Origin of the sequence: Brevundimonas sp. UBA2503, from assembly GCF_002341485.1 — a bacterium.
In the GTDB taxonomy this organism is placed as follows: domain Bacteria; phylum Pseudomonadota; class Alphaproteobacteria; order Caulobacterales; family Caulobacteraceae; genus Brevundimonas; species Brevundimonas halotolerans.
The window spans coordinates 23,122-36,294 of record NZ_DDOD01000008.1 but is presented as its reverse complement, the minus strand read 5'-3'; the positions used below and the strand labels follow the sequence as shown (position 1 = coordinate 36,294).

The 13,173-nt window shown below is 66.8% G+C and carries 15 protein-coding genes; 6 read left to right on the top strand and 9 right to left on the bottom strand.

Annotation, left to right across the window (positions count from 1 at the left end; translation table 11 throughout):
* Nucleotides 1–133 precede the first annotated feature (133 nt).
* Entirely contained in the window at nucleotides 134–1,345 is a 1,212-nt protein-coding gene (locus B4K74_RS02830; protein WP_286691668.1) for an NADP-dependent isocitrate dehydrogenase, read from the bottom strand.
* 134 nt (nucleotides 1,346–1,479) lie between these two features.
* On the opposite strand from B4K74_RS02830, the gene B4K74_RS02825 reads away from it, so the two are divergent.
* Together B4K74_RS02825 and B4K74_RS02820 are read left to right on the top strand one after the other, a co-directional pair.
* The gene (locus tag B4K74_RS02825) at nucleotides 1,480–2,565 is read left to right on the top strand and encodes a DUF1176 domain-containing protein (protein ID WP_286691667.1); all 1,086 of its coding nucleotides are present in this window, start codon (nucleotides 1,480–1,482) and stop codon (nucleotides 2,563–2,565) included.
* A gap of 72 nt (nucleotides 2,566–2,637) precedes the next feature.
* Nucleotides 2,638–2,925, top strand: coding sequence for a hypothetical protein (locus B4K74_RS02820; RefSeq protein ID WP_164461990.1), 288 nt, complete (start codon nucleotides 2,638–2,640; stop codon nucleotides 2,923–2,925).
* A gap of 20 nt (nucleotides 2,926–2,945) precedes the next feature.
* On the opposite strand, the gene B4K74_RS02815 is transcribed toward B4K74_RS02820, so the two are convergent.
* From B4K74_RS02815 to fliQ, 5 genes are all read right to left on the bottom strand, one after another.
* Nucleotides 2,946–4,766, bottom strand: a complete 1,821-nt coding sequence (locus B4K74_RS02815) for a DUF885 domain-containing protein (RefSeq protein ID WP_286691666.1) — start codon at nucleotides 4,764–4,766, stop codon at nucleotides 2,946–2,948.
* A 72-nt stretch (nucleotides 4,767–4,838) separates the two neighbouring features.
* Complete coding sequence (cckA, locus tag B4K74_RS02810; protein WP_286691665.1) at nucleotides 4,839–6,917, bottom strand: cell cycle histidine kinase CckA; 2,079 nt, start codon at nucleotides 6,915–6,917, stop codon at nucleotides 4,839–4,841.
* Nucleotides 6,918–6,987: 70 nt separating this feature from the next.
* Nucleotides 6,988–8,061, bottom strand: coding sequence for a flagellar biosynthesis protein FlhB (gene flhB / locus B4K74_RS02805; RefSeq protein WP_123287920.1), 1,074 nt, complete (start codon nucleotides 8,059–8,061; stop codon nucleotides 6,988–6,990).
* Nucleotides 8,054–8,824, bottom strand: coding sequence for a flagellar biosynthetic protein FliR (gene fliR, locus B4K74_RS02800; RefSeq protein ID WP_286691664.1), 771 nt, complete (start codon nucleotides 8,822–8,824; stop codon nucleotides 8,054–8,056). The genes flhB and fliR overlap by 8 nt, the downstream gene beginning before the upstream one ends.
* Before the next feature lie 4 nt (nucleotides 8,825–8,828).
* Nucleotides 8,829–9,092: a flagellar biosynthesis protein FliQ gene (fliQ, locus tag B4K74_RS02795; protein WP_123287918.1), complete on the bottom strand. Its 264-nt coding sequence runs from the start codon at nucleotides 9,090–9,092 to the stop codon at nucleotides 8,829–8,831.
* A gap of 131 nt (nucleotides 9,093–9,223) precedes the next feature.
* Between fliQ and B4K74_RS02790 the strand changes: the two genes are divergently transcribed.
* Nucleotides 9,224–10,360, top strand: coding sequence for an acyltransferase family protein (locus B4K74_RS02790; protein WP_286691663.1), 1,137 nt, complete (start codon nucleotides 9,224–9,226; stop codon nucleotides 10,358–10,360).
* On the opposite strand, the gene B4K74_RS02785 is transcribed toward B4K74_RS02790, so the two are convergent.
* The 3 genes from B4K74_RS02785 to B4K74_RS02775 are packed head-to-tail and all read right to left on the bottom strand — an operon-like array spanning nucleotide 10,341 to nucleotide 11,497.
* Nucleotides 10,341–10,637 (bottom strand): flagellar hook-basal body complex protein FliE, encoded by a 297-nt coding sequence (locus tag B4K74_RS02785; protein WP_286691662.1) that lies wholly within the window; start codon nucleotides 10,635–10,637, stop codon nucleotides 10,341–10,343. The genes B4K74_RS02790 and B4K74_RS02785 overlap by 20 nt on opposite strands.
* Nucleotides 10,638–10,650: 13 nt before the next feature.
* Nucleotides 10,651–11,070: a flagellar basal body rod protein FlgC gene (gene flgC / locus B4K74_RS02780; RefSeq protein WP_370237074.1), complete on the bottom strand. Its 420-nt coding sequence runs from the start codon at nucleotides 11,068–11,070 to the stop codon at nucleotides 10,651–10,653.
* Nucleotides 11,071–11,095: 25 nt separating this feature from the next.
* Nucleotides 11,096–11,497, bottom strand: a complete 402-nt coding sequence (locus B4K74_RS02775; protein WP_286691661.1) for a flagellar basal body protein — start codon at nucleotides 11,495–11,497, stop codon at nucleotides 11,096–11,098.
* 170 nt (nucleotides 11,498–11,667) lie between these two features.
* Between B4K74_RS02775 and B4K74_RS02770 the strand changes: the two genes are divergently transcribed.
* The 3 genes from B4K74_RS02770 (at nucleotide 11,668) to B4K74_RS02760 (ending at nucleotide 13,173) form a co-directional block, all read left to right on the top strand.
* Nucleotides 11,668–11,961, top strand: coding sequence for a flagellar biosynthetic protein FliO (locus B4K74_RS02770; RefSeq protein ID WP_123287915.1), 294 nt, complete (start codon nucleotides 11,668–11,670; stop codon nucleotides 11,959–11,961).
* Nucleotides 11,958–12,782, top strand: coding sequence for a flagellar type III secretion system pore protein FliP (gene fliP, locus B4K74_RS02765; protein ID WP_286691660.1), 825 nt, complete (start codon nucleotides 11,958–11,960; stop codon nucleotides 12,780–12,782). Before B4K74_RS02770 ends, fliP begins: the two co-directional genes overlap by 4 nt.
* Before the next feature lie 112 nt (nucleotides 12,783–12,894).
* A complete protein-coding gene (locus B4K74_RS02760; protein WP_123287913.1) occupies nucleotides 12,895–13,173 on the top strand; it encodes an HU family DNA-binding protein in 279 nt (92 codons plus the stop codon).

Below are 13,173 nucleotides of genomic sequence, written 5' to 3'. Positions count from 1 at the left end.
TGAGCGGCTCGGATGAGGGGTCGTGCCGGAGATGAAGTGGGGCCGGACCGTCTGCCGGCGGCATGACCCCTCATCCGCCCCCTTCTCAGGGGGCACCTTCTCCCACAAGGGGAGAAGGGTCTCCGCCTACTGCCTACGCCATCGCCTTGTTCAGGTTCTCGGCGACCTTGTCGAGGAAGCCTTCGGTGGTCAGCCAGCTCTGGTGGTCGCCGACCAGCAGGGCCAGGTCCTTGGTCATGTGGCCGCTCTCGACCGTCTCGACGACCACGCGCTCCAGCGTGTCGGCAAAGTCGATCAGGGCCTGGTTGCCGTCCAGCTTGCCCCGGTGCGCGAAGCCGCGCGTCCAGGCGTAGATGGAGGCGATGGAGTTGGTCGAGGTGGCCTCGCCCTTCTGGTGCTGGCGATAGTGGCGGGTGACGGTGCCGTGGGCGGCCTCGGATTCCAGCACCTTGCCGTCCGGCGTCATCAGCACCGAGGTCATCAGGCCCAGCGAGCCGAAGCCCTGGGCGACGATGTCGGACTGGACGTCGCCGTCATAGTTCTTGCACGCCCAGACGAAGCCGCCCGACCATTTGATGGCCGCGGCCACCATGTCGTCGATCAGGCGGTGCTCATAGGTCAGGCCCTTGGCCTTGAACTCGGTGGCGAATTCCTCGTCGAACACCTTCTGGAAGATGTCCTTGAAGCGCCCGTCATAGGCCTTGAGGATGGTGTTCTTGGTCGACAGATAGACCGGATAGTTGCGCTGCAGGCCGAACGAGAAGCTGGCGCGGGCGAAGTCGGTGATCGAGTCATCCAGATTGTACATGCCCATGGCCACGCCCGACGACGGGGCCTTGAACACCTCGTGCTCGATGACCTTGCCGTCGTCGCCGACGAACTTCATCGTCAGGGTGCCGGGGCCGGGCATGAGGAAGTCGGTGGCCTTGTACTGATCGCCAAAGGCGTGACGGCCGACGACGATCGGCTGGGTCCAGCCGGGCACCAGACGCGGCACGTTCGAGCAGATGATCGGCTCGCGGAAGACGACGCCGCCGAGGATGTTGCGGATGGTGCCGTTGGGCGACTTCCACATCTTCTTCAGGCCGAATTCCTCAACCCGGGCCTCGTCCGGGGTGATGGTCGCGCATTTGACGCCGACGCCGTGCTTCTGGATGGCGTGAGCGGCGTCGATCGTCACCTGGTCGTCGGTGGCGTCGCGGTTCTCCATACCCAGGTCGTAATAGTCGAGCTCGAGGTCGAGGAAGGGGAAGACCAGCTTGTCCTTGATCATCTGCCAGATGATCCGGGTCATCTCGTCGCCGTCGATGTCCACGATGGGGTTGTCGACCTTGATCTTCGCCATGTGCGCTCTCTGTTCTTGCGGGAAGGAAATTGTGGGGGCGGTATAGCCGTCACGCGGCGGGGCGCAAACCCCCGGCCTTGCGCGGGCGGGCGGGGTGGTCGAGGCTGGGGCTGAAACAGACCGGAGGATCCCCCATGCGCCGTATCCCGCTCGTGCTGCTGACCCTCGGCCTCACCTCCGGTCTGGCGGCGTGCCAGAGCGAAGCGGGTCAGACCGCCGGGGATGCGACGGCCCCGGACAGTCCCGCCGCCTCCGCTGATCCCGTGACTGCCGTGCCGGAGAGCCGCACCTTTCGCGACTGGACGGTGACGTGCGGCAACAACGGCGACTGCACGGCCTATGGCTCTGTGGCGGACGACAACGGCTGGCTGCGGCTGTTCATGCCCGCCGGGCCGGGAGCAGAGCCGGTGGTCCATGTCGGCATGTGGATGTCGGACGGCAGTGTGGTGCCGACCCTGACCATCGACGGCCAGCCGTTCGCCTCGCGGATCGAGGACGATCTGGCCCGCATTCCTGCCGACCGGACGCGTGCGGTGATCGATGCGCTGGCGGAGGGTCGCGCAGCCGAACTCGGCACGGCTGACGGATCGCTGGCGGTGTCGGTCTCGGGCATCTCGGCGGCCCTGCTGTGGATTGACGAGCGGCAGGGGCGGCTGGGCACCGTCACCGCCCTGATCCGCAAGGGGGATGCCCCGGCCTCGACCGTGCCCGCCGCGCCGACCTTGCCGGTGGTCGCGGCCGCGCCGGCGGTGGCCCAGACGGGACTGACCGCCACCCAACTGCCCGACGCGGTCGAGGACCTGGACCCGGTCCGCACCTGCCGGACCGACACCGACTTCAATCCTGATTTTCAGTATGACATCCAGCAATACCGACTGGCCGCCGATACGGTGCTGTGGGGCGTGCCCTGCTTCATGGGCGCCTATAACACCGGTTATCTCTATGTGCTGACGGACAATGCCGGGGCATCGCCGCGCATCGTCAGCCTGCCGACCACGGGCGAGGCGATGGAGACGCCGATCAACCCGGAATACGACCCGGCCACGCGGCGGCTGGAGGCCTTTGGCAAGGGGCGGGGGCTGGGCGACTGCGGCACGGTCCACCAGTGGATCTGGACCGGGCGGGCGTTCGTGCTGGAGCATGAGCGGCGGATGGAGGCCTGTATGGGCGTGACCGCCGATCTGTGGCCGGTCACCTGGAATACACGCCCGGCGACATAGCGTCGGTATCAGATTCCGTCACAGCCCTTGGGTGCGGTCGGGGACTAGTCTTCGGTCATGGGAGGCTTGATCATGACCACGACACCGACGCGTTTTGCCCGCTCAAGAGGGGTCGCAGCCCTCGCCGCCTGTAGCCTGCTGGTGTCCGCCTGCGCGACCGATGACCCGCTGTCCGATCCCCTGTTCTGGCAGGGGGTGTCGATCGGCGCCGATCTGGTGGCGCTGGCGCTGATCCTGGACTCGGACTGCTACACGCGCATCGACGCCTGGGGCTATCCGTACCAGGTCTGTTACGACGACCGGGATTACCGGGACCGTCCGCAGCGGCCCCATCGCCCGCACCGGCCCCGGCATCCCTGATCTGGCACCGCTGATTCCGATCAGGCCTGCCGGCTGGCGACCCAGTCGGTGAACACCCGGTCCAGCACCGTCAGCGGCACGCCTCCGACCGCCAGACCGGTGTCGTGGAAGCCCCGGATGTCGAAGCGGTCGCCCAGCGCAGCCTTGGCCGACGCGCGCATCCGCACCCATTCGGTGTGGCCGATCTTGTAGGACGAGGCCTGGCCCGGCCAGACGGCATAGCGTTCGACCTCGGTGGTCACGGCGCTTTCCTGATCGCCCAGGGTGTCGACCATATAGCGGATCGCCTGTTCGCGGCTCCAGCGCTTGTGGTGCAGGCCGGAGTCGACCACCAGACGGGTGGCGCGGAACATCAGCGACTGCAGATAGCCGATCTGGCCCCAGGGGTCGTCGGCATAGACGCCCATTTCGTCGGCCAGCTGTTCGGCATACAGGCCCCAACCTTCGGAATAGGCCGAGAAGCCGAGGATCTTGAGCAGGAGCGGGGCCTCGTCGTTTTCCTGCTGCAGGGCGATCTGGTGGTGATGGCCGGGCGACGCCTCGTGATAGGTCAGGGTCGGCAGGGTCCATTTGGGCCATTCCGCCGTGTCGCGCAGATTGATGTAATAGGCCCCGGGGCGTGAGCCATCCAGCGCCGGTCCCTGATAATAGCCGCCGGGTGCGCCCGCCTCGGTGAAGACCGGCACGCGGCGGACCTCGACCGGGCTCTTGGGGATGCGACCGAAATACTCGGGCAGGCGCTCCTGCATATCCTGCATCTGCAGGTTCAGGTCGGCCAGCAGCGCCGCCTTGCCCTCATCGGTGTTGGGATAGATGAAGCGCTGATCCTTGCCCATGGCGGCGATGCGTTCGCCGACCGTGCCCTGGGTCATGCCCTCGGCCCGCAGCAGGCCGTCAGCGCGCGCCGTCAGCTCGGCCACCTGTTCCAGGCCCATCTGGTGGACTTCTTCGCCGGTCATGGTGGTGGTAGTCGAATTGCGCAGGCCATAGGTGTACCAGGCCTCGCCGTCCGGCAGGCGCCAGACGCCCGCATCGTGGACCGCCTCGGCCCGGCGCGCCTTCATGGCCTCGGCCTGACGGACGAGCGCCGGATAGATTTCGCCGGAAACGATCCGCTCGGCGCGGGCGGCCCAGTCGCCGGAAATGCCCTTCTCGGTCGCGCGTCGCTGGACCGAGGTGGTCATGATCGACTGGCTCGCCGGGGTATCGTGCAGATTGGCCAACTGCAGCAGGGTCTTGTCGATGACGAAGTCGGGCGGGATGGCTCCGGCGGCAAAGTCCGCCAGCATTCGCTCGGTTTCCTGATCCAGCGCCGTCGGGAAGGCCGACAGGCGCGACAGATAGGCCTCGGCGTCCTCGGCCGTTTCGATGGAATGCTGGCTGTCGAGGAAGTCGGGGATATTGCTGTACGAGCCGCTCAGCTGGCTGATCGTATAGGGCGAGTTGCCGGTGCCGTAGTCAAATCCCTGGCTGATCTGGACCGTCTCGCCGAAGAATTTGACGGTGTCATAGTTGACCGCGTCGCGTCCGCTGAGGGCCGACCGGTCGATGGCCATCAGCTCGTCGGCAAAGCGATTGAACTTGACCTCATCGGCATCGATCCTGGCCTGCGAGCGGTCGTCCAGTTGACCCTTGGCGGCGGCCATCGGCCCCTTGTCAAAGCCCAGCGAGGTCAGGATCTCGGGCGAGGTCATGACCAGTTCCTTGAACACGCGGTCCATCCAGTCATTGAGCTGCGCGACCGGGGTGGTGGCGGGCGCTTCCTGGGCGAGGACCTGACCCGAAGCGGCAAGGCCTGCTCCGGCGGCGGCGGTCAGCAGAAGGCGGCGACGGTCGATCATGGGAACATCCTCTCGAAGGGTTGCCCGCATACGGCACCATCCCGAAGCATCCCACAAGAGGCGGCCCCTGACCTATTCGGCGTGGAGGTGCTGTTTGACGCGCTCGGCCAGGGTCTTGATGTCCAGCGGCTTGGGCAGGAAGGAGACGCCCGCCTCGTCCTGGAGCAGGTCCGAGAAGTCGCTCTCGGCATAGCCCGAGATGAACATCACCGGGATGTCGCCCAGGTACGGACGGGCCTTCTTGAGCAGATTGGGGCCGTCCAGCCCGGGCATGATGACGTCGGAGATCATCATGTCGATCTGGCCCGCGTGTTCCTCGGCCAGGATCAGGGCCTCCTCGCCGTCGGCGGCCTCGATCACCTCATAGCCGCGCTGGCGCAGCAGGCGGGCGGCGATGCCGCGCACGGCGGCCTCGTCCTCGACGAACAGGATGCGGCCCGCCCCTGACAGGTCGCGCGGCGCCTTGACCTTGACCTCGACCGGGGCGATCGCCTCGAGTTCTGCGGCCGCAGCGGCAGGCAGGAAGATGCGGAAGGCCGCGCCCGCGCCTTCGAGATTGGTGACGTTGATGTGGCCACCGGCCTGTTCGACGATGCCATAGACGGTCGCCAGACCCATGCCGGTCCCCTCATTGACGGCCTTGGTCGTGAAGAAGGGTTCGAAGATCTTGTCGAGGATTTCGGGGGGCACGCCGGGGCCGGTGTCTGACACCTCGATCATCGCCACATCGACGTCGGGCGCATCGTGCCAGCCCATGCTGCGCGCCGCATCAGACGTCAGGCGGCGGGTGGTGATGGTGACCACGCCTGCGCCGGGCTCGACCACGCCACGCATGGCGTCGCGCGCATTGACCGCCAGGTTCATGACAGCGGTTTCCAGCTGGCTCTTGTCGGCCAGAACCACCGGCAGGTCGCGGCCGTGGTCGGTTTCCAGCCGCACATCCTCGCGCAGCAGCCGCCGCAGCAGGACCGCGAACTCGCCGACCAGCTCGCCCAGGTCCAGACGCTCGCGCCGGACCGTCGATTTGCGCGAAAAAGCCAGGAGCTTGCGCACCAGATCGGCGGCGCGGATGGCGGTCTGGCGAATCTCGTTCAGCCCGTCATAGGACGGATCGCCCACCGGGTGTCGTTCCAGCAGGCCCGACAGCTGCAGCTGGATGGCCGTCAGCAGGTTGTTGAAATCGTGCGCCACCCCGCCCGCCAGCTGGCCGACGGCCTGCATTTTTTGCGCCTGCGACAGCTGCAGCTCCATCGACTTCTGGGCCGAGGCATCGAACAGCCAGACGCGCCGGGCATCGTCTTCCGGGGCGACATAGAGGTGCAGGATGCGGTCCGGGTGGGCGCGGGCGACCAGCTCGATCGGACCGGCCGACCCTGCCGCCAGACGCGTGCGAGCCTCGGCCACGCCGGCGGGATCGAACAGATGGCCAAAGGCCGCGTCGCGGGCGGACGCCGGTCCGGTCAGCAGGGCCAGCGCCGCATTGGGCTGTTCCACCCGCCCCGCAAACAGATCGTCATGACGGATGATGGCCGAGCCGAACGGCGCACCGGCGGCCATGGCATGGCCTTCGCGCAGGGTGCCGGTCGCGCGGGGACGCTGGGACTCGGCGGCGGCGGCCTCGCGGCCCGGGGCCTCGGCCAGCAGGGTCTCGGGGGCCGCCCTGACCAGAAACCGACCCGGTCCGGCATGGCCGATCAGGGCCTCGACATCCTTGTCACCCAACGGGATCAGCGCGCGTCCCTGCTCTCCCGCCCGCGCCTGGGCAAAGGCGGCATAGAGGGCCTGGGCCGCCTTGCCGCCGCGCCTCGGCAGGCTGTTGCTGGCACCGTCCGCCTCGGCCCAGGCCGCATTGAAGGCCAGCACCCGACCGTCGGACCAGACCAGGGCGGCGGGCTCGGCCAGCGCCTCCAGCATCTCGACCGCCGTGTCGCCGGTGGGCTTTCGCGACTCGCTGCGGGTGAAGATCATCAGCCCGATCAGGGCCACGCCCCCCGCCGCGACGATCAGTATCAGGCCGGGCGCGCTGAACGGATTGGTGCGAAACGCCGGATAGGCCATGGCCCCGACCAGCAGGGCGCAGCCGATCGCCATCAGCACCAGGGTCAGATCAATCGGCGCCCCTCGGGGCAGCGGCCGGGCCGGGGTGGTCATCCCGCTCTCTCCTGCGAGGCGAATCGCCTGCCCTCTTATGCCATATCTGCCGGGTACGGACGCCAAAGTCCTAGCGCCGACGTTTCTTGAAGACGAAGCCGATCACCTGGGCGGCGGCCTCGAAATGCTCGCGGGGGATGGTCTGGTCGACATCGACCGAGGCGTAAAGGGCGCGGGCCAGGGGCACATTCTCGACGATCGGAATATTGTGTTCCTTCGCCACCTCGCGGATTTTCAGGGCCAGATCGTCGACGCCCTTGGCCAGACAGACCGGCGCGCCGTCGCCCTGATCCGGCTCATAGCGCAGGGCCACGGAATAGTGGGTCGGGTTGGTGACGATGACGGTGGCCTTGGGCACATTCTGCATCATTCGCTGGCGGCCGCGCTGGGCCCGGATCTGCTTCAGCTTGGCCTTGACGTGCGGGTCGCCCTCGGCCTGCTTGTAGTCTTCCTTCAGTTCCTCGCGGCTCATGCGCATGCGTTTGGCAAAGCGCATCTTCTGCCACAGGAAGTCGGCCCCGGCCGTGAAGGCCAGAAACACCAGGGTCGAGGCCATCAGCCAGACGGCCAGCTCGCGGGTGAACGGCAGGATGCTGGCCGGCGACATGGCGGCCATGTTTTCCAGCTCGCGCAGGTGGGGCTTCAGCACAAACCAGCAGACGGCGATCACGGCCACCAGCTTGACGAAGGTCTTGACGAAATTCATCAGGCCGTCGGGCCCGAAGATGCGCTTCACTCCCTCCAGTGGATTGATCTTGCTCCACTTGGGCTTCATCTTCTCGGCGCTGAAGATCAGACCGGACTGGGCCAGATTGCCGCCGACGCCGCCCAGGATCACCGCCAGCGCCAAGGCTCCGAGGAAGGGCGCCGCCGCCCACAGGGCCCGCGCGCCGATCTCGACCCCCGCCCCGGCCTCCAGCGCGCCGACCATGGTGTGGGGTTCGGCGATGAAGGGCAGCAGGCTTTCCGCCATCATGCCGGCGAACGGGCCGCCCGCCATCAGCAGCACGGCGGCGGCCCCCAGCAGCGACAGGGCCGAGGCGACGTCGGGTGACTTGGCGACATCGCCCTTCTTTCGCGCGTCCTCAAGCTTTCGCGGGGTGGCCTCTTCTGTTTTGGACTCGGGATCCTTGTCGTCAGCCACCGGCACCTCCGGCTAAGATCTGGGCCAGGCTGCGATAGCGGTCGATGAAGATCGTCCCGACCACGCCCAGCGACAGGGTGAAGATCGACAGACCCAGCAGGATGCTGAGCGGGGCTGTGGCGAAGAACACCTGGAACTGCGGCATCACGCGACCGACCAGCCCCGAGGCCAGGTTGAAGATGATGGCAAACACGATCACCGGCGCGGCCAGCTGGATGCCCAGCATGAAGCTGTCGGCAAGCGTCCGCACCGCCAACTCGACAAAGTCCGCCGTGATCAGGGGCCGGACCGGGGCGATCAGCTCATACGACCCCGCCAGCCCCGCGAGGAACAGGTGGTGGGTGTTGGTGGCAAACAGCAGCGTCACCCCCAGCAGGGTCAGGAAGGCCGAGAGGGTCGACCCCGGCTGAGCCTGCATGGGGTTGGTGCTCTGGGCAAAGCTGAGGGTGGTCTGCAGCGACACGACCTCGCCCGCCGTCGCCAGCGCCGTCATGAAGGCCCGGAGGATCGCCCCGATCATCAAGCCGGTGGCGACTTCGCGGATCACCCAGCCCGCCATGCCGCCGACGCTTTCGGGCAGGGCCGGCAGCACGGGGGCGGCGATCGGCCAGACGACCAGGGTAATGACCAGCGCCAGCGACAGACGGATGCGCGGCGGCACATAGGTCTCGCCGAGGCCCGGTAGCAGCATGAGGATGGCGCCGAGACGTGCGAAGACGAGGGCGGCACCCCAGACCTGATCGGCGGTGGCGTAGCCCTCCACCCGCCTACATGCCCGCAATGCGGGCGGCGATGGTCTGCATGAAGCTGCCCAGCAACGCCCCCATCATGGGCAGGAACAGCAGCAGGGAAATGAAGATGGCCAGGATCTTGGGCGCATAGATCAGGGTCTGTTCCTGGATCTGGGTCAGGGCCTGGAACAGGCCGATGCCGACCCCGACCAGCAGGGCGACGATCAGGGCCGGCGCGCACAGCTGGATGGTCAGCCACAGGGCATCGCGCCCCACATCCATGACCTCGGCACCATTCATCGCTCAGAACTCTCCAGACCGGCACGCGTACCCGGCAGAAACTGCCGGGAGCGTGGTTAACACCGCCCTAACGATGCGCCGCTTTGGCTGGCCCGGCCCTTGCGGGACCGGGGATCAAAGGAGTGCGAACCATGATGGATCGCTGGATTTCGACCCGAAACGAGACAACCGCCATTGCCCGCGGCGGCTGGCTGGACGCCATTCGTTTCATTGTGGCCCTGCTGATCATCCTGCATCACTTTCAGGCAGCGGGGCCCATCGCCCTGGCCGAGGGGCTGCACCCCGCGTTCGAACACACCGGTTTCCTGCTGACCAATCTGTTCATCATCGACAGCGGCTATGTGCTGATGCGGCTGTACTCGCAAAGCCTGGCCTCGGGTCAGGTCAGCCCGGGCGAATTCCTGACGCGGCGGGTGCTGCGGGTCGTGCCGGCGCATCTGATGATGGGGCTGGCGCTGGTGGCGCTGGTGGTCGGCAGTGCCGCCATCGGTCTGGCGCCGCGCAATCCGGAATGGTTCGACTGGAGCCAGCTGCCGGCGCAGCTGGGGCTGGTGCAGGCGTTCGGCATTCCCGGCGGGCTGGGCTGGAATGCCCCGACCTGGTCGATCTCGGCCCTGATCGGCTGCTATCTGGCCTTTCCCTGGATCGTGCGCAGCTGTGCACGTCTCGGCCCGTGGACCTGGCTGGTGCTGGGGATCGGCCTGTACCTGATCGCCAATGAGCTGGCGCGAGCCCTGCTGGGCTATCCCGTCTACCAGATGCCGATGAAGTTCGGCTTCTTCCGGGCCCTGCCGCTGTTCTTCCTCGGCATGGCGCTGGCGGCGTTTGCGCACCGCGTCTGGATCCACCCGGGACTGGCCCGCTGGGTCGGCGTACTGGCCACCATCGGCCTGATCGCGCTGCAGTTCTACGGCAAGAATGCCCTGCCCAGTCTGGTGATGATCTCGCTGATCATTCTGGCGGCCGGCGCCATTCCGGTCGCCCGCCCCTCACGCCTGATCGAGCGGGCGGCGCTGGTGTCCTTCTCGATGTTCATCAGCAATGAAGTGGTGCGGATCGCCTGGTTCGGCGTGGCCAATGTCGCCATCGCCCGGCTGAACCTGTCGGAGCCGGTCCAGTGGGCGCTATGGGCCATGGGCGTCGGCATGGCGGTCGCGTTCGCCTTTGCCTTTCACCACATGGTCGACGGCCCGCTGCAGGACTGGCTCAAGGCCCGCACCCGCCACCGCGCTCCGGCGACCAAGGCCGTCAGATCGGCATACGCATGATTTCCTGATAGGCCTGGATCATCTGATCGCGCACGGCCATGGCGGTTTCCAGCGAGGCCTCGGCCGAGCTGATGGCGGTGACCACATCGATCAGACTGCCCTGCCCCTGAACCACCTGGGTCATCTGGGCCTCGGCGGCGCGGGTCTGGGTGGTGGCGCTGGCGAGGACGTTCTGCACCAGTTCGGAAAAGCCGGGCGCGTCGGTCGGGCTGACCGCCCCGGCAGATCCTGCGCCCTGAATGGCCTGATAGGCGCGGGCTGCGGCAACGGGATTCATCACGACCTATCCTCTATTTCTTCAGGATCTCGAGCAGGCGGCTTTCCATGGCGCGCGCCGTCTCGATGATGTTGAGGTTGGCCTCATAGGCGCGCTGGGCCTCGCGCATGTCCATGGCCTCGACCAGGGTGTTGACGTTGGGCCGCATGACATAGCCATCGGCATTGGCGGCCGGGTGGGACGGGTCATAGTCCATGCGGAAGTCGCCCTGGTCGGGCCGCACCTCGGCCAGCACCACGCCGGTGACGCCATCGACCGTGCGCGACTGGAAGACCGGCACCTGACGGCGATAGGGTTCGCCCCCCGCGACCGGTGAGGTCGAATCGGCATTGGCAATGTTTTCGGCGATCACCCGCATGCGTGACTGCTGGGCCTTCATGGCGCCAGCGGCCACGGCCATGGCGGGATTTCTGGGCGGGACGGGATCGGGCATGGGTCAGGCTTCCTTCAGCCGGGGCTCAGCGGCCCGGCGGGCGCGCGGCCATCCGCAGCAGGGTCATGGATTTCTGGTAGAATCCGATGGCCGCCTCATAGGCCATGCGGCTCTCGGTCATCTTCAGCATCTGCTCCTCGACCACCACGGAATTGCCGTCCAGCGTGGTCTCGGAGTCCGGGGCCTCGACGGCGGAATAGCGGGCGGCGAGTGACGGCGGGGCGATATGGCCGGCCTGGGTGCGGGCGAGGGTCACCGGCCGCGCCGTCATGGCCGAGGCGAAATCCTTGGGCAGGGCGAGGTCATGGGCGACATAGCCGGGGGTGTCGGAGTTGGCGACGTTCTGGGCGATGACGCGCTGGCGTTCATCCAGCCAGGTCAGGCGACCCTTGATCTGGGTCAGAAGGGGCAGGTCGGCCACACCCATGTCAGCCTCCTTGAAGCGCAGGGGCCCGCCAGTCTGCGGGCTGGGCATAAACTGCCGCCTCTATGGTTAATCATGGGTTATCTAAACGTGACGTTAACCCTCACGGTTAACCTTTGGCCCCGAACCCGCCCGTGCGGGCGCTTCGATTCGAGCCGCCATGTCGAGCCTTCATGTCCTTTCTTGATCTTGCCCGCGCGATCTTCGGCCTGGCCTTCACGCTTGGCCTGATCGGTCTGGCCGCCTGGGCCGGACGCCGCTATGCGCCGCAGCTACTGGCCCGGTTCGGGGCCGACCGGGGCGAGCGACGCCTGACCGTGGTCGAGACCCTGGTGCTGGACCCCGCCCGCCGTCTGGTGCTGGTCCGGGTCGATCAGGAAGAACGGCTGATCCTGCTTGGCGAAGGCCGCGAACTGATCGAGCCGCGCCAGTCGCTGGCCCCCCTGCCCCCGGGGCCGCAATCATGAGCCGGACCCGCAAGCGCCCGGCGATCCTTGCCCTGCCCAACCGGGAAGAACTGAAGCGCACGGCCCTGCTGTCGTTGCTGGTCACCCTGGTCTCGCTGGTCTGGCCAATCGCGGCCCTGGCCCAGGAAGTCGCCTCGGGCAGCGCCATCAATATCGACCTCGGCACCGGGGCCGGCCTGACCGAGCGGGTCGTGCAGCTGGTCGGGCTGATGACCGTGCTGTCGCTGGCGCCATCGATCGTCATCATGACGACCAGCTTCGTGCGGATCGTCGTCGTGCTGTCCCTGCTACGGACCGCGCTGGGCATGCAGCAGTCGCCGCCGAATGCCGTTCTGGTGTCGCTGGCCCTGTTTCTGAGCGCCATCGTCATGGCTCCAACCTGGCAGGCCGCCTATGATTCGGGCATCCGGCCCTTGCTGGATCAGGAGATGGAGCTGCCCCAGGCCTTCGATGCAGCCTCGGAACCGGTAAAAATTTTCATGCTCTCGCAGGTCGATCAGGACGACCTGGCCCTGTTCACCCGCCTGTCCAATATCGAGGCCCCTGAAACCGCCGCCGACCTGCCGATCCGGGTAGTCACCCCGGCCTTTATGATCAGCGAGTTGAAACGGGCCTTCGAAATCGGATTTCTCCTTTTCGTTCCGTTCCTTGTGATCGATTTGGTGGTCGCCAGCGTGCTCATGTCGATGGGCATGATGATGCTGCCTCCGGTGGTAATTTCCCTGCCGTTCAAGCTGATCTTTTTCGTGCTGGTGGATGGCTGGCGACTGGTCGCGGGCAGCCTGGTCGAGAGCTTCCAGAGGGCGGCCGGAAGCGGGTGAAACCCTTTCATCCACAGGCGATGGCCCCCGGTATGGCTTGCAATGTCGCTGGAAACGCGCGTTCATCCGGTCGTCATCGCCCGCAGCGGGCGAAAAAATGGAAACGACCCAAATGACCACTCAAGCTGAACTGATTGCCGCCGTCGCCAAGGATGCCGGTGTTTCCCAGGCCGATGCCGGTCGCGTTCTGACGGCCATCGTCGAGAACATTCACAAGAGCCTGAAGAGCGGCGGCGACGTCCGTATCTCGAACCTGGGCGTCTTCGACACCGCCGCGCGCGCTGCCCGTGAAGGCCGCAACCCCGCCACCGGCGCCACCATCAAGATCCCGGCCTCCAAGGCGGTGCGTTTCCGCGTGTCCAAGCCGCTCAAGGATGCGGTCAACAGCTAA